The following is a 21491-nucleotide window of genomic DNA, read 5'->3' as shown; positions in this document are numbered from 1 at the left end:
AAGAGACAGATTGATCCTGCAGCAAGAGATGTCCCTCACTGCCCGTCAGCGAAGGGCAGCGAGGGATCGGATAAGCGATAAACCAGCGAGGATCAGCGGCGGGAAAGGCTGTATTTACCGGCACCCAGCAGCATGATGAACAGACCACCGAAGAAGTACAGAGCCTCGGTTTCCAATGCCCAGGCACCGACATCTGTCGTTTTGAAGAAATTCGCACCGGCGACCAGAACCACGGCAAAGACCAGGTTAATGGCATAAACCAGGCCAGCCAGACGGGTCCAGACACCCAGGATGATCAGCACCGGAGCAATCACTTCACCGATATACGCACCGTAGGCGACAAAGCCGGGTAAGCCGTGAGCTGCCAGCATCGGTTTAATCCAGTCGACCCCATGTTCCAGTTTAAACACACCGTGAAACAGCATCAGGAAACCAAAAACCAGTCGCAGCAGTAATTTAGCAAAATCAGGATGGTTAACCGCGTTGTCGAAACTATTAATTAATTTATTCATAAGCCCCCCTAAAAAAAAGATAAATTACTCGAAATACTGTTAAAACATCACCTGGTTTTTTTGAAAGACAGCATCAAAAAATTAGAGTAACCGCCTTGCACCAGCAGGCGACTGTGCCGGTAGTGTCAGAGTGATGGGTGTCAGACATTACGCTCAGGTTGTACTCTAAACACCGGCCCCGGCGCTGTATAGGGTTCAGAAAATGAAAAGAGCTGCAGTGCAGGAAGGGTGAGTGACAGATTTTTTCGCGTAGAAAAACAAAGAACGTTTATCATTAAGCTAAACTGAAGAACAGAGCCTGAATGACGTATCGGGCTGAACATTCCGCCTGTCCGGGGTTATACCTGTGCAGGGGATCATTCTCTGAACATAAGGAATGTGTTGTGATGCTGAAAACAGCATTGTTATTTATCTTCACTGCCATCGCTGAAATTGTGGGCTGCTATTTACCTTATCTGGTTCTGCGTGAGCATAAAAGTCACTGGTTACTGGTTCCTGGTGCTCTTAGTCTGGTGATTTTTGCCTGGTTACTTACTTTCCATCCGGCCGCTGCCGGGCGGACATATGCAGCTTATGGCGGGGTGTATATTTGTGTTGCTCTGGCCTGGCTGAGGGTCATTGAAGGCATCGCATTAACCCGCTGGGATATTACCGGTGCGTGTGTGGCGCTGGCGGGAATGATCATTATTGTCTGCCAGCCCTCCTGAACCATTACTGACTCATTTTCACCGGGCGGGTAACGCCCGGTCGTCCGGTGAGCAAAGCGTCTCCTGCCGGACATCACCCGTATCGGAGAGCCTCTATGCAGTCAATTGAATCAGTCTGCGGCTTGTCACGACTGACGTCTGTTATCGGAGATCCGATAGCCAGGGTCCGTTCCCCGGGCCTGGTTAACCGGATGCTGGTAGAGCAGCAGCGGGAAAATGTGCTGATGATCCCTATGCACGTCGCCTCTCGTGGGTTACCGGAACTTCTGACCGGGCTCAGACATTGTCAGAATTTTGCCGGGGCTATCATTGCTCAGCCACATCAGCAGTCGGTGTGTGAATGGCTGGATAATGTCAGCCCGGCCGTGCAGATGACAGGAACCTGTAATGTTATCCGCCGTTCCCCGGACGGAACCCTCAGCGGTACGTTACTGGAGGGCGATGGATTTATTGCCGGGCTGCGGCAGCAGGGGATCGACGTGGCCGGAAAGCGCGTTTATCTGGCCGGCGCGGGTTTTTCGGCCAGTGCGATTGCCCATGCCCTGGCCGGACAGGGGGTGACAGAGCTTATCCTGTATAACCGTACCGGGGATAAAGAGGTACAACTGGCCGAAAGCCTGTCCCGAAACCATCCCGGATTGGTGGTGATCCATGGCACCGAAACGCCAGCGCATTGTGATATCGCGATTAACGCGACTCCGGCAGGTAAAGGGGAAGACAGACAACAGGCCTTTTCATTGTCAGGACTGGCGGCCGGTACGTGGGTATGTGATACGGTGATCTACCCGCAGATGACACCGCTATTACAGGCTGCCGAACGGGCAGGAATGCAGACACATCATGGTGAATATACGTTAATGGCGCAATTAGCGCTGATGATCTCTTATATGCTGGACCCGCAGAGCAGCGATGATCAGTAAGTCTTCTCCTGCCGGCATTTGAAACCGGCTCCCCCGAAAAAGTATCGTCGACCCTGACCCTCTTTGTCCCCTGTAACGGGGGACAAAGACCGGAGACCCCGGGCGTTATCCCCGTGTTCCGGGTCTGTACTACAGGTGCTTTGCCTTGCCTTTTCGGTGAACAGCGTTCATGGTTTAACCGCGCGTTTGTTTGTGATAAACGTGCCGTTCTCCCTGAATAAAGCCACTGCCGATGAGAAAGGTGATGAAAAATATCCTCAAAAATCTGTTAGTTGTGTCTCTGACTGTTATGTCACCGCTGGCTGCAATGGCAGCCACATTTACCCTCAGTTCCCCGGATTTCACTTCCGGTCACCCCATGCCGGTCGCGATGGGGGGGGATCTGCCGCAGGTGAAAAGCTGCCACGGGCAGAATATTTCCCCGTCACTTAGCTGGCAGAACGCGCCGGCGGCGACCCGTAGTTTTGCGCTAATTATTCAGGATGCCCAGGGTCGGAATGGTCTTGGCATCACCCATCTGCTGGCTTATGGGATCCCGTCATCCAGTCAGCATTTTGAACGTACCGCGCTGGCGAACGGACAAGGCTTCACGGGGGGGAAAAACAGCTTCGGTCGTGAGGTCTACAATGGCCCCTGTCCTCCGGCGAACAGTGACCGGCATTTTTATACCTTCACGCTGATAGCCACCGATTTGCCTCCCGACAGTTTGCCCGCCGGTCTGGATACCGCCGGCCTGATGGCAAAACTGGAAGGACATGCACTGGCTTCTGCCGGAATGGTCGGTACCTTCGGTGGGCGTGAATAAAGGGCCTGTATGAGAATATCACGGGGGATACCGCCTTTCCCCGTGCAGACCTACTGCCCGGATACCCGGTAGCTTACAGACGCTGACAGCCAGCCTCAGTAAGCTACCGGTCAACCGGTCATGCTGCCTTCCCTCCGCCCGCGAATTTTTATTCCCTGTCAGACAGAATCGTTCCGCTCACAGACGCTCTCTGTACTATTATCAGCCAGTGGACTGACGGTACTGAAACCGTTCAGCCATCGCTGAGAAAGGAGTGTCGGGTGGTTACCTTTGATATCTGTATAACGTTATTGCTGCTGCTGGTCACGCTGCTGCCGTTGTCCCGGCATACGGCCTGGTGGGTCAGGGTCTGGGATTTCCCCAGGTTACAATTGCTGATCATTTCTGCGCTGTCGGGCATTGTACAGTTTTTCCTGTTCACACACGCACCGTGGCTGGCAGGTGCAGTATTGCTGATCTGTCTGGGCTGCTGCGGCTACCAGTGCTGGTGGATTTTTCCGTATACCCGGTTGCTAAAAAAGCAGGTACGGGATGCTGAAGGGTATACAGCGCATCCCGGCATCCGGATTCTGGTCTCCAATGTACTGACACCCAATCGTCAGGCGGGAAAATTGCTGAAACAAGTCCGTATTGAAGCTCCGGATGTGCTGGTGGCGGTTGAAACAGATACATGGTGGGAGCAACAACTCAGCGTCCTGGACCAGGACTATCCCTATAGTGTCAGATGCCCTAAAGATAATTTGTACGGGATGCATGTCTGGTCACGGTTACCGTTACGTGATGCGGAAATACAGTATCTGGTTGATCAACAGATCCCGTCAATGCACATGCTGGTCACCTTGCCTGAAGGTATTGAGGTGCGTCTGCATTGTGTGCATCCGATGCCACCCAGCCCGACCGAAAATGATGAATCACAGGACAGGGATGCGGAACTGGTACTGGTAGGTAAAAGTGTTGCTCAGGCAATGCTGCCGGTGATCGTGACCGGTGATCTGAATGATGTCGCCTGGTCCCGGACCACCCGGTTATTTCTTAAAATCAGCGGATTACTGGACCCGCGTCGGGGCAGGGGAATGTACTGTACCTTTAACGCCAGATATCCCCTGTTGCGCTGGCCACTGGATCATATCTTTCACAGTCAGGAGTTTATTCTGGGGTCATTGCGCCGTCTGGAAGACATCGGGTCGGACCATTATCCATTCCTGGCGCATTTACTGTATGTTCCGCAGGAGGGGCAGCAGCAGGAAAGCCTGGTAAAAGGGGCTGAAGATGAACAGCTTGCCCGCGACATTTTGCAACAGAACGAGTCATTGACGTTACCGGTACATACACCGGGCGAGAATAACGGACCCTTTCATTGATAAATTTCCTTGCAGTATAGCTCCGGGATTGATAAATACCCCGTAGGCCGGGAGGTGAGATATTTTCTACCCTCCCGGACGGTGAGAATTTCCGGAGACTGACTATTATCTTTGGACACTCACGATTTATCCTCTGCAAAGGCCAGAGAATTATGGGGGCGGCTGATAATCAGATGCCCGACAAAAACAATGATTGCTGGCTTACAGGCCGGCACATCGTAATAATTATGTGGCAGGAATTGCAGTGAAATTCAATAAATACAAAAAGTTAACTATGTTCTTGGCCGGAGTGTGTAGTGCACCTTTCGCTCATGCCGCCACCACCGGACAGGATATTTCCGGTGTCTGGAATACTTTCAGTAATAATGTGGCAACGACGTGGACGTCTTCACCGAATGTGGATTTGTATGTTCCGGCCATCACATGGCATAACCGGATGACCTATGACCGTGAACATATTGATCGTTATAACGAAAGACCCTGGGGAGCAGGGGGCGGTATCTCCCGTTATGATGAAAAAGGTAACTGGCAGGGGCTCTACCTGATGGCGTTTAAAGACTCCTTTAATAAATGGGAGCCTATCGGAGGCTATGGCTGGGAAGCCACATGGCGTCCTTTAAATGATCAACGTTTCCATCTGGGGGCGGGTTACACGGCCGGAGTGACGATGCGAAATAACTGGAATTATATCCCGATACCACTGGTATTACCGCTGGCATCGGTCGGCTACGGACCTGCAACATTCCAGATGACCTATATTCCCGGGACGCATAATAATGGAAACGTTTACTTCGCATGGTTCCGGTTCCAGTTTTAGGGCCTGAAATTGTGCAATAAATGCTCTATAAGCAAAAAATCGAGACATTTATCACTTTTTCATCAAATGGTGCTGGACAAATTGCACCGCAATTGATGTACTACGTGACGACACAGTTTAGTGTCCATTTTTCAAGTAAAGGTAATATAGATGTCCAAGATTAAAGGTAACGTTAAGTGGTTTAATGAATCTAAAGGATTCGGTTTCATTACTCCTGAAGATGGCAGCAAAGATGTATTCGTACACTTCTCTGCAATCCAGAGCAATGGCTTCAAAACTCTGGCTGAAGGTCAGCGCGTAGAGTTTGAAATTACTGACGGTGCTAAAGGCCCATCTGCTGCTAACGTTATCAGCCTGTAATTTTCAGTCAGAATCTCTAAAACCCGCCAATGGCGGGTTTTTTATTGTCTTTTTTCCGGCGCCGGAGCAGGGTTCATCCTGTAGTCTCTGCTTTCCTGGCGGAGCTGGCGCGGCCGAAAAATGCGATTAGTAGTCTGTTACAGAAATGTATTGTGTTATAATCGGCTTTGCGTCTTAATGTAGGTGTAACGTTTTTCGCTGAGGTTTAAAGGTATATTATGGAAGGTATCAGTATTGCAAAACTGCTGATTATCGGTGCTCTCATCGTATTGCTTTTCGGCACGAATAAATTACGTTCACTGGGCGGTGACCTGGGTAGCGCAATTAAAGGCTTTAAAAAAGCCATGAAAGAAGATGATACTCCTGTGGCCAAAAGTGAAGCAGAAGAGGTTCCTGCTGAACGTGTCAGCCACAAAGACTGATTCTCTGCTCCCGGCAATAGATCTGCGGATGTATTGTCTGTAAAACCAGATAGCCTGCTGTCTGGTTTTTTATTGGCTGTTATCCGGTGCGGCACACTCCGGGAGTGGGTCTTTGAGGCGGCAGAGTGAAAAACAATGCCGCCATCGGCAGGAGGTTATTTTATCTCTATGCCCTGAGCCTGCATATCTGCATGATAAGAAGAGCGGACAAAGGGGCCACAGGCGGCATGGGTAAAGCCCATGGCCATGGCTTCTGCCTTCATTTCATCAAACTCAGCCGGACTGACATACCGTTGAACCGGCAGATGATGACGGCTTGGCTGCAGATACTGCCCTAACGTCAGCATGGTGACCCCGTGACGACGCAGATCACGCATGACCTCGATGATTTCTTCGTTAGTCTCACCCAGGCCCACCATCAGACCTGACTTCGTCGGGATCTCCGGATGCATCTGTTTAAATCTCTCCAGCAGTGTCAGTGACCACTGATAATCTGCCCCCGGTCTTACCTGACGGTAAATACGCGGAACGTTCTCCAGATTATGGTTAAACACATCCGGCGGGGACTGCGTCAGGATCTCCAGTGCCCGGTCCATACGGCCGCGGAAGTCAGGAACCAGCGTCTCGATTTTTATCGACGGGCTTTTTTCACGAATAGCCGTAATACAATCGGCGAAATGTTGTGCGCCACCATCCCGCAGGTCATCCCGGTCAACCGAGGTGATAACCACATAGCGCAGGGCCATATCGGCAATGGTCTGAGCCAGTTTGGCGGGTTCGCCGGCATCCGGAGTCAGTGGCCGGCCATGTGCCACGTCACAGAACGGACAACGACGTGTACAGATAGCGCCAAGGATCATAAAAGTGGCGGTACCATGGTTAAAGCATTCGGCCAGGTTAGGGCAGGAAGCTTCTTCACAGACAGAGTGCAGGCCATTTTTACGCATCGCGGCTTTGATGCCCTGAATACGCGTGGAATCTGCAGGAAGTTTTATCCTCATCCACTCCGGCTTTCTCAATAACTCCTGACGTTCACTGACAACAGTTTTGACAGGGATCAGCGCCATTTTGTCTGCATCACGGTATTTGACGCCGCGTTCTATCTGAACTGGTTTACTCATATCTGCGGATTCCGGTAGCTGATTGGCTGCAGTACGCTCTGCATTCAACACGTTTGTAACAATACAAAAAAGTATATCATTTTGTCTGCCGCAGGACAGCTTCCCCGCAGTGCGAATGATGACATCTGTAGGGCAAAGATTGTTTACTCCGCCTCAGGGAGACCCTGACGGTATTCTGTCTGTGTGTAGGGGAGATGTTTAAGGAAATGCTGAACCAGCGCTTCAGCAGTCTGTGACAGCGATATTGCCGGTACCAGGTCTGCTATCTGTGTCATTTCCAGTCCGGCATAGCCGCAGGGGTTGATCCGCAGAAAGGGTGAAAGATCCATATCTGTATTTAATGCCAGCCCATGGAATGAGCAGCCTTTGCGGATACGCAGTCCCAGAGAGCAAATTTTTTTCCCGTCCACGTAGACACCGGGTGCATCGGCCCTGGCGCAGGCCGTGATCCCGAAATCTGCCAGTGTCTCGATCACAGTCTGCTCCAGCAAGGTGACCAGTTGACGGACACCGGTTTTCAGACGGCGGATATCCAGCAGGACATAAAATATTTGCTGGCCCGGCGCGTGATAAGTCACCTGACCGCCCCGGTCGCTTTGTACGACAGGGATATCGCCCGGAGCCAGAAGATGTTCCGCTTTACCGGCCTGACCCTGAGTAAACACCGGCGGATGTTCAACCAGCCACACTTCGTCAGCAGTGGTATCTGTACGGGTATCAGTGAAGTGATGCATGGCCTCAGAGACGGTCTGCCAGGGGAGCATGCCGAGCTTGCGGATAATAAGCGGTTGAATGGACACGAGAGTCACCCGGTAATGACAAAGGAAGTGCGCCAGGAGACCCCGGCGCGACGAATTACAGCACCATACGGACGATATCGATATCACCCAATTCCTGGTAGAGGCTCTCTACCTGTTCGATATGGGTGGCATTGATAGTAATTGATACTGAGTGGTAATTACCTTTACTGCTGGGTTTCACTTCCGGAGAATAATCCCCCGGTGCGTGACGTTGTACCACTTCAATCACTTGATCAACCAGCTCTGGCTGCGCCAGCCCCATAACTTTATAAGTGAACGGGGTTGGAAATTCGAGCAATTCATTCAGTTTGGTTTTCATAGTGACTCCGGGACCAGAAAATGCCCCTGAGCGTACAGGGGCATGTAAGAGATATTCAGAACATGGGGGCGGACAGGGAAATATCAACCCTGCAGATGATTAGCCCATCCAGTGATGAAAGGTAAGTTTAATATAATCGATAATCCGGCTAAAGAAACCCCCTTCAGGGACAGCCTGAAGGATCACCAGCGGACGTTGCGCGATGACTTTGCCATCCAGATGGAAATTTATCGTACCGATAACCTGATCTTTCTTCAGTGGTGCATGTAATTCTGTATTCTGCAGCACATAGCTGGCTTTCAGATCTTTTGCACGTCCGCGCGGGATGGTCAGATAAACATTCTGATCCACGCCGAGCAGTACACGATCGGTGTTACCAAACCAGACCGGCTCTGAGGCAAAATCTTTACCTGCTTTCAGCGGAGAAATGGTTTCGAAAAAACGAAAACCCCAGGTCAGTAATTTTTTACTTTCCGTTTCGCGACCTTTATAGGTATGACCGCCCATAACCACAGAAATCAGACGTGTCTGGCCTTCGGTTGCAGAGGCGACCAGGTTATATCCGGCAGCGTTCGTATGGCCGGTTTTTATACCATCGACATTCAGAGTGTTGTCCCACAATAATCCGTTACGGTTCATCTGGCGGATATTATTGAAGGTGAATTCTTTCTCTTTATAAACCGCATACTCTTCCGGGACATCGTGGATCAGCGCCCGGCCAATCAGCGCCATATCACGGGCAGAACTGTACTGTCCCTCGGCATCCAGCCCGTGGACGGTGCCAAAATGCGTGTTCTTTAATCCCAGTGTGTTGACGTAGTTGTTCATCAGCCCCACAAAAGCCGCCTGGCTTCCGGCAACATAGTCAGCCATCGCGACACAGGCATCGTTTCCTGATTGCAGCACAATGCCGCGGGTCAGTTGTGATACGGGGACACGGTCTCCCGGTTTAAGGAACATCAGAGAAGAACCTTTGAACTCCGGGTTGCCGGTGGCCCAGGCATCCTGCCCGATAGTCACCATATCGTCCTGATGGATCTTTCCGGTACGGATAGCCTGACCAATGACATAGCTGGTCATCATCTTTGTAAGGCTGGCGGGGTCACGGCGGGTATCGGCATTCTTTTCGGCCAGAACGGTACCGGAATTATAATCCATCAGAATATAGGCTTCTGCATCGATATCAGGTACCGCCGGGATCATTGTTGTTAAATTCATGTCATCCGCCAGCGCGGAATAACTGAACAGAGCAAGTACAGAAACAGAGGTGATTTTTTTCAGAAAGGATAAAAAAGAGTTTTTTTTCATTTTCGGGGTAGCTTCATCCGTGGAATCAGAGGTAGAAATATTTGCGGCAAACTATAACAGGATGCCACCGGAGGCGGCATCCTGCTTTACCTGATTTTATGATTCCGGCCCGAAAAAAGTTACTTAGCCGTGGTAATAAAAGAGGTTATATTTTGGCTGGTTAAGCGCTGTTGTAGCGCGGCGGCCTCATGACGATTACTGTAACCGCCCAGTTGTACCCGGTAGATACCGCCATCCACGGCTTCGACATGACCCGCTACGCCAAACTGGTGGCTCAGTTTCTGTTGCAGTTCTTTTGCCCGTTGAGGGTTATTCACAGCAGCCACCTGCACGACATAGCCGGAGCGGTTTGCCGTGGCGGGTTCAGCCTGGCGGGAAGTCTTCGCCGGGACGCTGACCGCAGGAGCGGCGGCAGGCGTATTCGCCTGAGCCTGAACAGGTGCAGTGCTGGCAGCAGGAGTATCGGACTCCAGTACACCGGCGGCTAAGGGCTGCGGTGCACCCAGTAATCCGCTGCTCTGCACCGGAGCTCCCAGGCTGTTACTGCCATTTTGCAACGCACTGTTAGCAATGGGCATAACATTTGAGTTACTGCTTCCGGAGGTCGCCGGGAGGGCCGTATCGGTTGTCTCCGCTGCCGGTGATGTCATGCCAGCCGGACCACCGAGGTCCGGACGGGCAGGGAGATCATAGCTTTGGATAGCCACTTTCGTCCCGACAGTCCCGGGGCCGGATAAGGTTCCGTCAGGAGAGACCGTAATGGCATCGACACGCACCTGCGTATTATCAGAGATATTAAGACGGCTGGCTGCGGCCGCAGAAAGATCAATAATCCGCCCGGGGACGAACGGACCGCGATCGTTAATGCGTACCACTAACTGACGTCCATTGGCCAGGTTAGTCACCCGTATATAGCTCGGGATAGGTAACGTGGGATGAGCGGCGGTATAGGCATTCGGGTCAAACTTCTCCCCGGAAGCTGTGGTATTACCCGCTGACTCCTGGCCATAGAAACTGGCCAGACCGATCTGGCTGAAGCGTGAAGTATCGGTCACGATACGGTAGCGTTTGCCGTTGACTGAATAGTCCTGATTGGCGGAAGGGATCAGGGATTCATATTTAGGCTGAACCCCCGGGATCTCTTTTATCGGACCGTTCCATACCGGTTGTGCCGGGGCTGTATTCTGCTGTGTTTCATCAGTAGAACATCCCGCCAGTATCAGGGATGCCAGTCCGATACTAATCAGCCACTCCTTACGCATGCTTTGCCCCTTAAACGCTTTTTGATAACATTTTTCGATGAGTATGGATCGACATCACAATGCCAAATCCTGCCATTAAGACGATTAGCGCTGAGCCGCCATAACTGATTAATGGCAGTGGAACGCCAACCACCGGTAAAATACCACTGACCATACCGATATTTACAAAGACGTAAACAAATAAAATCAGCATGATGCCGCCGGCAAGTACACGTCCAAAGGTGGTCTGTGCTTTTGCCGCAATCACCAGGCCCCGCATAATTAATAGCAAATAGAGCGCCAGTAATGCCAGTACTCCCACAAGGCCAAGCTCTTCAGCCAGTACCGCAAAAATAAAGTCGGTCTGACGTTCCGGCAGAAACTCCAGCTGTGACTGGGTACCATGCATCCAGCCTTTGCCGTGTAATCCACCTGAGCCGATGGCAATCTTTGACTGAATAATATGATAACCGGCTCCCAGCGGATCCTTTTCCGGATTCAGCAACATGATGACGCGATCACGCTGATAATCGTGCATCAGAAAGAACCAGAGAATAGGAATAAAGGCGGCGACGAGCACGGCGGCTATCGCAATCAGTTTCCAGCTCATCCCGGAGAGGAACAGGACAAACAATCCGGACGTTGCAATCAGAATGGCGGTGCCCAGGTCCGGCTGTGCGGCGACCAGTAATGTTGGCAGAAAGATCAGGATCAATGCGATACCGGTATTTTTCAGCGTTGGCGGGCACACATCCCGGTTAATAAAACGCGCCACCATCAGTGGTACGGCAATCTTGGCGATCTCTGAGGGCTGGAAGCGGATAAAGCCTAAATCCAGCCAACGCTGCGCCCCTTTACTGACATGTCCGAACGCATCAACCGCGACCAGCAGGGTGACACTCAGAATATACAGATAGGGTGCCCAGCTTTCATAGACCCGGGGCGGGACCTGGGCCAGCACCAGCATCAGCGTGATCCCCATTGCTATCTGGCCGAGTTTACGCTCCATCATGCCAGGGTCCTGACCACTGGCACTCCAGATAACAAACCCGCTGTAAGTCAGCAGGGCAAAAATGATCAACACAAAAATAGGATCAATATGGATTTTGGCCCAGAAAGATCTCTTTTGCGGACTATTACTCAGGGGCATGTTTACTCACCTTCATAACCTGGAGGAAGCGGGGCAGCGCCCGGGAGAGACGTATTATTATCTCCCAGCATTATATGGTCGAGGATCTGTCGCATTATCGTACCGACCGCTGCACCTGCACCGCCATTTTCTAAAATCATAGTGACAGCCACTCGCGGATTATCATAAGGGGCGAAGGCCGTCATCAGTTTATGGTCCCTCAGTCGCTCAGCGATCCGATGGGCATTATAGGTTTCGTTCTCTTTCAGGCCATAGACCTGTGCAGTCCCCGATTTCGCCGCAATTTTATAGGGAGCACTGTCAAAGCTTTTTCTGGCCGTACCGTTAGGGCGGTTAGCGACACCGTACATGCCATCTTTAGCAATCTCCCAATAACCGGAATGAATATTGCCGATAGTGCTGGCAGGGGGTGGCTGATAAAGGACTGTCTCGCTCCCGTAACTTTCAGCCATCAGAAAATGTGGCACTTTAACCACACCATCATTAATCAGCGTCATTAAGGCTTTATTCATCTGTAGCGGCGTTGCGGTCCAGTATCCCTGACCGATACCCACCGGGATAGTATCCCCCTGATACCAGGGCTTTTTAAAGCGACGCATTTTCCAGTCACGGGTAGGCATATTTCCGGTACCTTCCTGCGGTAAATCCACCCCGGTGCGGGAACCGTAGCCGAATTTCTCCATCCATTCTGATAACCGGTCAATCCCCATATCATAAGCGACCTGATAGAAAAAAGTATCTGCAGATTCTTCAAGAGATTTCGTGACATCCAGCCGTCCGTGCCCCCATTTCTTCCAGTCACGGTAGCGTTTCTCGGATCCCGGCAGTTGCCACCAGCCAGGATCGACTAATGAAGTGTTACGATTAATCACACCTTCAGTTAATGCAGAAACCGCTACATACGGTTTTACGGTTGAAGCCGGAGGATAAGCTGCCTGAATCGCCCGGTTATAGAGCGGCCGGTCAGGATCACTGAGCAGCCCTTTATAGTCAGCCGAGGAAATGCCGTTCACAAACAGATTTGCATCGTAGCCCGGGGTGGAGACCATGGCCAGAATATCACCATTGCGCGGGTCAGTAACGACCACCGCGGCCCGGCTGCCCTGCAGCAGAGATTCGATATATTGCTGTAGTTTGAGGTCAATGGTCAGATAAATATCATGGCCGGCTTGTGGCGAGACCTGATGTAACTGACGGATCACCCGCCCGCGGTTGTTAACCTCGACTTCTTCATAGCCGGTTTTACCGTGCAGGGTATCTTCGTAATAACTCTCAATACCCAGTTTGCCGATGTCGCGGGTGGCGGCATAGTTCCCGGTTTTCCCTTCACTTTCCAGCCGGCTGACATCCCGGTCATTAATTTTTGAAACATAGCCGACCACATGCGTCATTGAGGTCCCGTAGGGATAGAACCGGCGCTGATAGCCTTTAATCTCCACTCCGGGATAACGGTACTGATTAATAGAAAAACGGGCTATCTGTAACTCATTGAGATTAGATTTCAACGGGATAGAGGTAAAACGATGTGATCGTTTGCGTTCCTTACGGAAGGCCTCCAGATCCTCATTGGTCAGGTCGAGCACAGGCTGAAGCTCTGCCAGAGTTTGCGTCAAATCAGGGACTTTTTCCGGCACCAGTTCAGCCTGGTAGATGGTACGGTTCACCGCGAGGGGAATTTTGTTCCGGTCATAAATTATTCCCCGGCTGGGGGCGACCGGGACCAGTTTTATCCGGTTCTGGTTCGACCGGGTGCTGTAGTCTTCAAACCGGAAAATTTGCAGGTTGCAGAGATTAAAGACCAGAATACCACTGATTAAAAAAATAGAGGTAAAAGCAATCAGCGCCCGCCGGACGAACAATTTTTGCTCAGCACTGTAATCCGGGAATGCACTACTGGTAAGTTTCATCCGCTATCTGTCAGCCTGCAAAAGACCTTATCGGCTACTCGCGATGATAAGGATGATTGGTAGTTATGCTCCATGCCCGGTAGAGGCTTTCCGCCACCAGGACACGAACCAGCGGGTGAGGCAGCGTAAGGGCAGATAAAGACCAGCTCTGTTCAGCCGCAGCTTTACAGGCCGGAGCCAGGCCTTCAGGCCCGCCGATCAACAGGCTGACATCACGACCGTCCTGTTTCCAGCGCTCAAGCTGAGTTGCCAGTTGGGGGGTCTCCCAGGGTTGGCCCGGAATATCCAGAGTGACAATACGGTTACCTTTACCCGCCGCAGCCAGCATGGCTTCGCCTTCTTTTTCAAGAATGCGTTTGATATCTGCATTTTTACCACGTTTACCGGCCGGGACTTCCACCAGTTCAAACGGCATATCCCGGGGGAAACGGCGCAGGTAATCCATAAATCCGGTCTGAACCCAGTCCGGCATTTTCGTGCCGACGGCAACAAGTTGCAGTTTCACCGGTCAGCCCCAGAGTTTTTCCAGCTCATATAATTCACGCGCTTCTTCCTGCATGACATGAACAATGACTTCCCCCAGGTCGACCACGACCCACTCACCGGCATCTTTGCCGTCAGTGCCGAGAGGCATCATACCTGCTGCACGGGATTCCTGCACCAGGTGATCGGCGATAGAGATCACATGACGGTTAGATGTCCCGGTACAGATGACCATGCAATCAGTGATGCTGGATTTTCCACGGACATCGATGGCAATAATGTTTTGTGCTTTCAGGTCATCGACTTTGTCGATAACAAAAGATTGGAGTGTCTGGCCTTGCAAAAGGTTCCCCTTCAGATTTGCTTGAAACAACGATCAGGCTGCCGCTGAATGCGATAGCCAAAATTTTGAGCGGCGAAGTATATCACGCTGTTGTCAGTCGCGATATAAGCCTGACCGGGTGATGTAATTAATCACTGAGGGCGGGAGCAGCCCTTCACAGGAGAGGTTCTGCTGAAGCCGGTGGCGGATCGCTGTGGCTGAAACAGGCCAGAGAGGCGTTTCGGCCTGAAAGATCAGCCCGCAAGGTTGCTGACGCAATTGCCGGCTCTCTTGCGCGGCATGGGTATCTATCCAGTGGCGCAGCTCTTCCGAGGCCGGTTGTTCGGGATATTGCGGACGGCGACAGACCAGCAGATGGGAGAGTGACAGCAGCTCTTCCCAGCGATGCCACTTATTCAGCGACAGTAAGGAATCCTGACCGATAATAAATGCCAGCGGTTGATCCGGGCCTCGCTCCGCACGCAGGGACCTCAGGGTCGTGACCGTCCAGGAGGGAGCATCGCGATGCAGCTCCCGATCATCAATATCAAACAGCGAAGAGCCAGCGATAGCACAGCGCAACATTTCCAGCCGCTGCCGGGGGGAGGCCACCGGCTGGGGCCGGTGAGGGGGGACATTGTTCGGTAGCAGCGTCACTTTCTGCAGACCCGTCAGAGCCGCAAGTGCCTCCACGGTGCGCAGGTGGCCATAATGGACAGGGTCAAACGTGCCGCCGAAAATGGCCTGTAACTCAGACATTGTTCAGTCCTGCCGGAAAGTGTTCCAGAGTCAGTTGCAGGCTGAACGATGACAACATTGGCCAGATGTCAGTGCCGTATTCTTTTTTCACGCTCAGCTCAATCTCCGCCAGCAGGTGTATCGCCTGGCGGAGGCGCTGCGCATTCAGCCGCTGCAGCGCCGCGGTGAATAAGGGGCGTCGGTTCTGCCATACCCGTAATTTATCCATTAACTGGCGGACGGACTGTGGGTCACGGCATCGCTGCAATCGCAGCAGAGTCATCAGTTCACGCTGTACGGTACGCAATAAAATCACTGGCTCGGCGGCTTCCTTATGAAGCTGCTGCAGGATGTGCATTGCCCGTTTGCTTTTACCGGCCAGTAAGGCATCGACCCAGTGGTAAGGCGTAAAGTGTGCAGCATCATTCACTGCCAGTTCGACTCTGGGAAGAGTCAGGGTGCCTTCCGGCCACAACAGCGACAAACGCTCCAGTGCCTGAGCCAGCGCCAGCAGATTGCCTTCATAGCAGTAACATAATAGCTGTACCGCCTGCGGATCGATGGTGATGTTAAGGCTTTTGCAGCGCTGAGTGACCCAGCGTGGCAGTTGTTCATGTTCCGGTGTAATGCACGGAACCAGCACGCCTTTGCCCGACAACGCTTTAAACCACTGGCTGTTTTCCTGAGCTTTAGTGAGTTTCCCTGAGTGGACTATCAGCAACAGGTCATCATGCAGCAAGGTCGCAAGCTCCGTCAGGCGGGAGGCTATCGGGGCAGAAGGACCATTATCCGGCATCTGCAAGGTCAGGGTTTGTCGTTGGGTAAACAGGCTGAGCGACTGGCAGGCAGTAAACAATGCGTCCCAGTCGGTGTGGTTATCGACTGAGACACTCAGATGTTCCAGAAACTGCTGCTGTCTGGCCGCGGCAAGGATGGCAGTGTGACTTTCCTGGCGCAGCAGCGGATCGTTGCCGGATAAAAAGTAACTGCCGCGCAGCCCTTCGGAGAGCTGTGCGGCCAGTTGTTCAGGGTATATCCGTATCATTCGTGACTTGTCGATAAACCTGCGGTGTCACTTTGCTGCCCGGACCCGGGGGTGATGACCTCCGGGGCTGGTAACGTTTCACCGTTGCTTAGCTGAGCCGCATGAACCGCCAGTAGCTGACGAACGAGTTGCTCTGAGGCACGGACACGCATCTCCTGGTAAATCATGGTCTGTTCCGAGTCTTTAGCCAGCGGAACGCCTGAGTTATCAAAGAAGGTGCGGTATACCGTGGTGCTCAGCGGATAAATTCCTCTTCCGGGGATCAGGATCTGTGCGGTAACGATGAGATGCAACTGATATTCAGCCGCCGTCCCGTCAGGGAATATCGACGCAGTATCACGGCCTGAACGCTCATTTTCCAGACGAAGCGTCGGGACCGTATTACGTTGGTCGGCATTATCCTCAACCAGTGAGATATTATTTAACCGCAATTGCTGGCGTACAGTCCGGGCCAGCGGACCGTAAGGGTCGTCGCTGGTTAAGATCATGGTGCGCATCTCTTTCGGGATCTGGGTCGTCCCGCGCAGATGAAAACCACAACCTGCAGTGGCCAGAACGGCCACTGCAACTATCAGGGTTGAAAAGATGTGTCGCACATTACCTCCTGAACTTAACCGACAACCAGGTTAAGCAACTTGCCCGGAACGTAAATCACTTTGCGTACAGTGACACCTTCCAGATATTTTGCTACCAGGTGCTCCTGAGCAGCCAGAGTCTGAACCTGTTCCTGCGTGGAGTCCGCCGGGACGGTGATTTTTCCGCGCACTTTACCGTTAACCTGCACCACAACCAGCACAGATTCTTCGATCATGGCACGGTCATCCGCCACAGGCCATTCAGCTTCATCCACCGATCCGCTGTGTCCCAGAGCCTGCCAGAGTTCAAAGCAGGCGTGCGGGGTAAACGGATACAGTAAACGGACCACAGCATCCAGGGCTTCCTGCATCAGCGCACGATCTTCCGCACTTTCCTGCGGCGCTTTCAGCAGCTTGTTCATCAGCTCCATGATAGCGGCGATCGCGGTGTTGAAGGTCTGGCGGCGTCCGATATCATCAGATACCTTCGCGATAGTTTTATGAACGTCACGGCGCAGTGCTTTCTGAGGATCATTCAGCGCATCAGCATTCAGAGCTTCAGCCGGCCCTTTGCTGCTATGGTCGTAAACCAGTTTCCAGACACGTTTCAGGAAGCGGTTTGCCCCTTCAACACCGGATTCCTGCCATTCCAGCGTCATATCGGCCGGGGAAGCAAACATCATAAACAGACGAACGGTATCCGCACCATAACGTTCAACCATCAGCTGCGGGTCGATTCCGTTATTTTTGGACTTAGACATCTTGCTCATACCGGCATAGATGACTTCACGGCCATCCTTATCGGTGGCTTTAACAATACGTCCTTTCTCATCACGCTCAACAGAAACATCCACCGGAGAAACCCAGTTACGTTCACCGTTCACACCGGTGTAATAGAACGCATCTGCCAGCACCATTCCCTGACACAGCAGGCGTTTAGCGGGTTCGTCTGAATTGACCAGCCCGGCATCACGTAACAGTTTGTGGAAGAAACGGAAGTACATCAGGTGCATAATGGCGTGTTCGATACCGCCTACATACTGATCGACCGGTAACCAGTAGTTTGCTGCTGCCGGGTCCAGCATGCCTTTATCGTAATCTGCACAGGTATAACGTGCGTAGTACCAGGAAGACTCCATAAAGGTGTCAAAGGTATCTGTTTCACGCAGCGCAGGCTGGCCGTTAATCGTGGTTTTCGCCCACTCAGGATCCGCTTTCAGCGGGCTGGTGATGCCGTTCATTTCCACATCTTCAGGAAGAATGACCGGTAACTGGTCTTCCGGTGTCGGGATAACGGTACCGTCTTCCAGAGTTACCATCGGGATCGGTGCCCCCCAGTAACGCTGACGGGATACGCCCCAGTCACGCAGACGATAGTTAACTTTACGTTCACCCACACCTTTTTCGGTCAGTGCATCAGCAATGGCATTAAAGCCGTCCTGATGAGATAACCCGTCGAAGGCACCGGAGTTAAACAGGGTACCTTTCACCGTCATCGCGTTTTCGCTGACATCCGGTGCTGTCCCGTCATCATTCAGGATCACCGCTTTAACCGGTAACTGATATTTTTGAGCGAATTCGTGGTCACGCTGGTCATGGGCAGGCACGGCCATGACGGCACCGGTACCGTATTCCATCAGAACAAAGTTAGCGACCCAGACCGGTAACTGCTCACCGGTCAGAGGATGGATAACAAAACGGCCGGTAGGCTGACCCTTTTTCTCCATCGTTGCCATATCCGCTTCAGCAACTTTGGTGTTACGGCACTCGTCAATAAAAGCCTGCAGTGACGGGTTACCCGCCGCAGCTTCCTGAGCCAGAGGATGTCCGGCAGCGACAGCCACATAGGTGGCACCCATAAAGGTGTCAGGGCGGGTCGTGTAGACCGTCAGCGTGTCGTCGCTGTCTGCCACATTAAAGGTGATTTCCACACCCTCAGAACGGCCGATCCAGTTACGCTGCATGGTCTTAACCTGTTCAGGCCAGCCTTCCAGAGTATCCAGATCATTGAGCAGTTCTTCGGCATAGTCGGTGATTTTGATAAACCACTGCGGAATTTCTTTACGCTCAACTTTGCTGTCACAACGCCAGCAACAGCCTTCGATGACCTGTTCATTGGCCAGCACCGTCTGGTCATTCGGACACCAGTTCACGGCAGAGGTTTTTTTATAAACCAGGCCTTTTTCAAACAGCTTAGTGAAGAACCACTGTTCCCAGCGGTAATACTCAGGCTGACAGGTCGCCAGTTCGCGGCTCCAGTCATACCCGAAGCCCAGCAGTTTCAGCTGGTTCTTCATGTAATCGATATTTTCATAGGTCCATGGCGCAGGCGCAGTATTATTTTTTACCGCAGCCCCTTCCGCCGGCAGACCAAACGCATCCCAGCCAATCGGCTGCAGAACGTTTTTACCCTGTAGTCGCTGGTAACGGGCGATAACATCGCCAATGGTGTAGTTACGGACATGGCCCATATGCAGGCGACCAGAAGGATAGGGGAGCATAGAGAGGCAGTAATACTTCTCTTTACCTTCCTGCTCGGTCACTTTAAAAGTATCCTGATCGTGCCAGTGTTTCTGGACTTTAGATTCTATCTCTTCCGGGCGATATTGCTCTTGCATGGCAGCCTGTGGTCCTTGTTGAATTTCGCGAAGCATACTGCAGTGGTTTTTCTATGATCCGCATAGCATACCCATAAGGCCAGCGCGCAACAACTCCCGCAACACCCCGGGACCGGATTTCTGATGGAAACTTCATCGCTGCGTCTCAATTTTCACATTACGGAACGTACAGGCATTGACGGGACAGCAAGTCAGAGAGCAAAGCGCCATAGATCCCTGCGGTGCTGCGTTGGTGGCCGTGGCCTCATACGGCAGATGGCGTGACCAGGCCCGGTGTCGTCACTCGTCAGGTGCCCTGAGAACGGATTTTTTTATTGAGGTCACTTCGGTCAGGGAAAGGATAAAGGGCAGGGGCGTTATGGCGGCGCAACGTGATTGGCGGGCGGAAGAGACCGGAGCCGTTCGGCTCCGGTACCGTTTACTGATGGCGACGACGCCGGATGACCGATGCGACAGCCGTCAATGCAGAAAGGATCCACACCGTCAGATTCCCCGTATGGGCATAAGGCGTTATCCCCCGGGTCGGACTCAGTGTTGCGTTGAGAACGCCTTCACGGAACTGCGGAAGCTGTTGTTCGATATCGCCGTTGGCATTCACCACGGCAGTGACCCCGTTATTGGTGTCGCGTAATAGCGGCCTGCCCAGTTCCAGTGCGCGCATCCTGGCCATCTGCAGGTGCTGCCAGGGGCCGATAGAGTGACCAAACCAGGCATCATTAGATACCGTCAGCAGGAAATCAGTATCCGGCCGGAAGTTATCCCGCACATGTTCACCCAGCACAATTTCATAACAGATGGCCGTCGTCAGACGATAGCCATCGAGCTGCAGTGGTGGCTGAATATATTTACCCCGGCTGAATGCCGACATCGGTAAATCGAAGAACGGAGCCAGCGGGCGCAACAGATCTGCCATCGGGACAAATTCCCCGAAAGGAACCAGATGGTTTTTCTGATAACGGTTTCGGCTCAGATAGCTGTAAGGCTCCCGGCCACCCAGTACCACAACCGTGTTGTAGTCATGATAATGGTTATCCTCTTCCAGTCGGGAATCGACAATGCCGGTCGCCAGTGTGCTGCCATGCTCACGCAGTATGTGATCCAGTTCGGTCAGGAAGGGCTGTTCATTACTTTCCAGGTCCGTGATTGCCGACTCCGGCCAGATAATGATCCCGGCCTTACCTAACACCGGGCGGGTCAGCCGCAGGTAGGTATTTAAGGTATTTTGTAATTGCTGAGGGTCCCACTTCATCGACTGAGCGATATTTCCCTGCACCAGCGCGACAGAAACACTGCGACCGGACTCGGTGCGGTACCAGTGTACGTAGCGTAATGGCCAGGCGATAACCATCACCACCAGGGCAATCAAAACCGGGCGGATGTTCCGCTGTATCAGGGCATAGCTTATCAGCCCGGAGAGTATCATCAGGACAAAGGTGATGGTTTCTACTCCGGCCACCGGAGCTATACCTTTCAGCGGGCCATTAATCTGGCTATAGCCAAACTGTAGCCACGGGAATCCGGTCAGGATCCAGCCGCGCAGAAACTCGGTAAACTGCCAAAGTGCCGGGGCGGCCAGTAGCAGGCGCGGCAGCGTCGCCCGGGGCCAGAACCGGTTCAGTAACCCGGAAAACAGCATCGGGAACAGTGACAGCCAGGCGGCGAGCAGCACAACCAGCATGACGTTGACCGGGCCTGGCATCCCACCGAAGGTAGCGATGCTGACATAGACCCAGTTAACGCCCGAACCGAACAGTCCCATCCCCCAGACAAAACCGATAGCAGTTGCCTGACGGGTGGTACGGTTCAGGGTCAGCGCCTGTAAGCCGGTCAGAGAGATAAGGGCGGCGGGCCAGAAATCGAAAGGGGAGAAAGCGAGGGTGCCAGCGGCACCCGTCAGCAGCGCCAGCAGCAGACGCACTTTCTGCTGCCGGAATAACGTGTTAAGTGCCGTCATAGGCTC

At 52.6% G+C, this 21491-nt stretch carries 22 protein-coding genes; 7 read left to right on the top strand and 15 right to left on the bottom strand.

Going from position 1 to position 21491, the window contains the following annotated elements; all coding sequences use genetic code 11:
• Positions 1–92 precede the first annotated feature (92 nt).
• The gene (locus GTPT_RS14100) at positions 93–512 is read right to left on the bottom strand and encodes a DoxX family protein (RefSeq protein WP_029991612.1); all 420 of its coding nucleotides are present in this window, start codon (positions 510–512) and stop codon (positions 93–95) included.
• A gap of 386 nt (positions 513–898) precedes the next feature.
• Here GTPT_RS14100 and GTPT_RS14095 point away from each other — a divergent pair, with 386 nt between their 5' ends.
• The 7 genes from GTPT_RS14095 (at position 899) to tatE (ending at position 5904) form a co-directional block, all read left to right on the top strand.
• Entirely contained in the window at positions 899–1219 is a 321-nt protein-coding gene (locus GTPT_RS14095; protein WP_025902173.1) for a YnfA family protein, read from the top strand.
• A gap of 95 nt (positions 1220–1314) precedes the next feature.
• On the top strand, positions 1315–2139 hold the full coding sequence (locus GTPT_RS14090; protein ID WP_029991614.1) for a shikimate dehydrogenase family protein: 825 nt from the start codon (positions 1315–1317) through the stop codon (positions 2137–2139).
• Positions 2140–2383: 244 nt separating this feature from the next.
• Positions 2384–2944, top strand: coding sequence for a YbhB/YbcL family Raf kinase inhibitor-like protein (locus GTPT_RS14085; RefSeq protein WP_025902171.1), 561 nt, complete (start codon positions 2384–2386; stop codon positions 2942–2944).
• 260 nt (positions 2945–3204) lie between these two features.
• A complete protein-coding gene (locus tag GTPT_RS14080; RefSeq protein ID WP_029991616.1) occupies positions 3205–4305 on the top strand; it encodes an endonuclease/exonuclease/phosphatase family protein in 1101 nt (366 codons plus the stop codon).
• 274 nt (positions 4306–4579) lie between these two features.
• Positions 4580–5122 carry a lipid IV(A) palmitoyltransferase PagP gene (pagP, locus tag GTPT_RS14075; protein ID WP_029991617.1) on the top strand — a complete coding sequence of 181 codons (543 nt, stop codon included), beginning with the start codon at positions 4580–4582 and terminating at the stop codon, positions 5120–5122.
• Positions 5123–5272: 150 nt separating this feature from the next.
• Positions 5273–5482, top strand: coding sequence for a transcription antiterminator/RNA stability regulator CspE (cspE, locus tag GTPT_RS14070; protein ID WP_006118399.1), 210 nt, complete (start codon positions 5273–5275; stop codon positions 5480–5482).
• A 218-nt stretch (positions 5483–5700) separates the two neighbouring features.
• Positions 5701–5904 carry a twin-arginine translocase subunit TatE gene (gene tatE, locus GTPT_RS14065; RefSeq protein ID WP_025902168.1) on the top strand — a complete coding sequence of 68 codons (204 nt, stop codon included), beginning with the start codon at positions 5701–5703 and terminating at the stop codon, positions 5902–5904.
• A gap of 155 nt (positions 5905–6059) precedes the next feature.
• Here the strand turns inward: tatE and lipA are convergent, their stop codons facing one another.
• From lipA to lnt, 14 genes are all read right to left on the bottom strand, one after another.
• Positions 6060–7025, bottom strand: a complete 966-nt coding sequence (gene lipA, locus GTPT_RS14060; RefSeq protein WP_025902167.1) for a lipoyl synthase — start codon at positions 7023–7025, stop codon at positions 6060–6062.
• 143 nt (positions 7026–7168) lie between these two features.
• Positions 7169–7825: a lipoyl(octanoyl) transferase LipB gene (lipB, locus tag GTPT_RS14055; RefSeq protein ID WP_025902166.1), complete on the bottom strand. Its 657-nt coding sequence runs from the start codon at positions 7823–7825 to the stop codon at positions 7169–7171.
• Between the two features lie 55 nt (positions 7826–7880).
• On the bottom strand, positions 7881–8144 hold the full coding sequence (gene ybeD, locus GTPT_RS14050; RefSeq protein WP_025902165.1) for a DUF493 family protein YbeD: 264 nt from the start codon (positions 8142–8144) through the stop codon (positions 7881–7883).
• Between the two features lie 99 nt (positions 8145–8243).
• Positions 8244–9452 carry a D-alanyl-D-alanine carboxypeptidase DacA gene (gene dacA, locus GTPT_RS14045; protein ID WP_025902164.1) on the bottom strand — a complete coding sequence of 403 codons (1209 nt, stop codon included), beginning with the start codon at positions 9450–9452 and terminating at the stop codon, positions 8244–8246.
• Positions 9453–9571: 119 nt separating this feature from the next.
• Positions 9572–10714 carry an endolytic peptidoglycan transglycosylase RlpA gene (gene rlpA / locus GTPT_RS14040; protein WP_029991619.1) on the bottom strand — a complete coding sequence of 381 codons (1143 nt, stop codon included), beginning with the start codon at positions 10712–10714 and terminating at the stop codon, positions 9572–9574.
• A 10-nt stretch (positions 10715–10724) separates the two neighbouring features.
• Entirely contained in the window at positions 10725–11843 is a 1119-nt protein-coding gene (mrdB, locus tag GTPT_RS14035) for a peptidoglycan glycosyltransferase MrdB (protein ID WP_371190675.1), read from the bottom strand.
• Positions 11844–11845: 2 nt separating this feature from the next.
• Complete coding sequence (gene mrdA / locus GTPT_RS14030; protein ID WP_025902161.1) at positions 11846–13750, bottom strand: peptidoglycan DD-transpeptidase MrdA; 1905 nt, start codon at positions 13748–13750, stop codon at positions 11846–11848.
• A 34-nt stretch (positions 13751–13784) separates the two neighbouring features.
• On the bottom strand, positions 13785–14255 hold the full coding sequence (gene rlmH / locus GTPT_RS14025) for a 23S rRNA (pseudouridine(1915)-N(3))-methyltransferase RlmH (protein ID WP_029991621.1): 471 nt from the start codon (positions 14253–14255) through the stop codon (positions 13785–13787).
• A gap of 3 nt (positions 14256–14258) precedes the next feature.
• Positions 14259–14576 carry a ribosome silencing factor gene (gene rsfS / locus GTPT_RS14020; RefSeq protein ID WP_025902159.1) on the bottom strand — a complete coding sequence of 106 codons (318 nt, stop codon included), beginning with the start codon at positions 14574–14576 and terminating at the stop codon, positions 14259–14261.
• Between the two features lie 93 nt (positions 14577–14669).
• Entirely contained in the window at positions 14670–15314 is a 645-nt protein-coding gene (nadD, locus tag GTPT_RS14015; protein ID WP_029991622.1) for a nicotinate-nucleotide adenylyltransferase, read from the bottom strand.
• Entirely contained in the window at positions 15307–16338 is a 1032-nt protein-coding gene (gene holA, locus GTPT_RS14010; protein ID WP_029991623.1) for a DNA polymerase III subunit delta, read from the bottom strand. The genes nadD and holA overlap by 8 nt, the downstream gene beginning before the upstream one ends.
• A complete protein-coding gene (lptE, locus tag GTPT_RS14005; protein WP_025902156.1) occupies positions 16335–16934 on the bottom strand; it encodes an LPS assembly lipoprotein LptE in 600 nt (199 codons plus the stop codon). The genes holA and lptE overlap by 4 nt, the downstream gene beginning before the upstream one ends.
• A 14-nt stretch (positions 16935–16948) precedes the next feature.
• Positions 16949–19531: a leucine--tRNA ligase gene (leuS, locus tag GTPT_RS14000; protein ID WP_029991624.1), complete on the bottom strand. Its 2583-nt coding sequence runs from the start codon at positions 19529–19531 to the stop codon at positions 16949–16951.
• A 418-nt stretch (positions 19532–19949) separates the two neighbouring features.
• Positions 19950–21485: an apolipoprotein N-acyltransferase gene (gene lnt, locus GTPT_RS13995; protein WP_025902154.1), complete on the bottom strand. Its 1536-nt coding sequence runs from the start codon at positions 21483–21485 to the stop codon at positions 19950–19952.
• Positions 21486–21491: the final 6 nt, after the last annotated feature.

This window comes from Tatumella ptyseos ATCC 33301 (assembly GCF_000735525.1).
Classification (GTDB): Bacteria; Pseudomonadota; Gammaproteobacteria; order Enterobacterales; family Enterobacteriaceae; genus Tatumella; species Tatumella ptyseos.
Note: the sequence above shows the minus strand (reverse complement) of the source record. Positions and strands in the feature narration are given on the sequence as shown.

What these genes read in the sequence shown, in the direction of transcription:
- GTPT_RS14090 (WP_029991614.1), top strand. Translation starts at nt 1,315, where the DNA reads ATGCAGTCAATTGAATCAGTCTGCGGCTTGTCACGACTGACGTCTGTT.
- rlpA (WP_029991619.1), bottom strand. Translation starts at nt 10,714, where the DNA reads ATGCGTAAGGAGTGGCTGATTAGTATCGGACTGGCATCCCTGATACTG.
- leuS (WP_029991624.1), bottom strand. Translation starts at nt 19,531, where the DNA reads ATGCAAGAGCAATATCGCCCGGAAGAGATAGAATCTAAAGTCCAGAAA.
- ybeD (WP_025902165.1), bottom strand. Translation starts at nt 8,144, where the DNA reads ATGAAAACCAAACTGAATGAATTGCTCGAATTTCCAACCCCGTTCACT.
- GTPT_RS14095 (WP_025902173.1), top strand. Translation starts at nt 899, where the DNA reads ATGCTGAAAACAGCATTGTTATTTATCTTCACTGCCATCGCTGAAATT.
- mrdA (WP_025902161.1), bottom strand. Translation starts at nt 13,750, where the DNA reads ATGAAACTTACCAGTAGTGCATTCCCGGATTACAGTGCTGAGCAAAAA.
- holA (WP_029991623.1), bottom strand. Translation starts at nt 16,338, where the DNA reads ATGATACGGATATACCCTGAACAACTGGCCGCACAGCTCTCCGAAGGG.
- dacA (WP_025902164.1), bottom strand. Translation starts at nt 9,452, where the DNA reads ATGAAAAAAAACTCTTTTTTATCCTTTCTGAAAAAAATCACCTCTGTT.
- pagP (WP_029991617.1), top strand. Translation starts at nt 4,580, where the DNA reads ATGTTCTTGGCCGGAGTGTGTAGTGCACCTTTCGCTCATGCCGCCACC.
- lipA (WP_025902167.1), bottom strand. Translation starts at nt 7,025, where the DNA reads ATGAGTAAACCAGTTCAGATAGAACGCGGCGTCAAATACCGTGATGCA.
- tatE (WP_025902168.1), top strand. Translation starts at nt 5,701, where the DNA reads ATGGAAGGTATCAGTATTGCAAAACTGCTGATTATCGGTGCTCTCATC.
- mrdB (WP_371190675.1), bottom strand. Translation starts at nt 11,843, where the DNA reads ATGCCCCTGAGTAATAGTCCGCAAAAGAGATCTTTCTGGGCCAAAATC.
- cspE (WP_006118399.1), top strand. Translation starts at nt 5,273, where the DNA reads ATGTCCAAGATTAAAGGTAACGTTAAGTGGTTTAATGAATCTAAAGGA.
- nadD (WP_029991622.1), bottom strand. Translation starts at nt 15,314, where the DNA reads ATGTCTGAGTTACAGGCCATTTTCGGCGGCACGTTTGACCCTGTCCAT.
- GTPT_RS14100 (WP_029991612.1), bottom strand. Translation starts at nt 512, where the DNA reads ATGAATAAATTAATTAATAGTTTCGACAACGCGGTTAACCATCCTGAT.
- lnt (WP_025902154.1), bottom strand. Translation starts at nt 21,485, where the DNA reads ATGACGGCACTTAACACGTTATTCCGGCAGCAGAAAGTGCGTCTGCTG.
- GTPT_RS14085 (WP_025902171.1), top strand. Translation starts at nt 2,384, where the DNA reads ATGAAAAATATCCTCAAAAATCTGTTAGTTGTGTCTCTGACTGTTATG.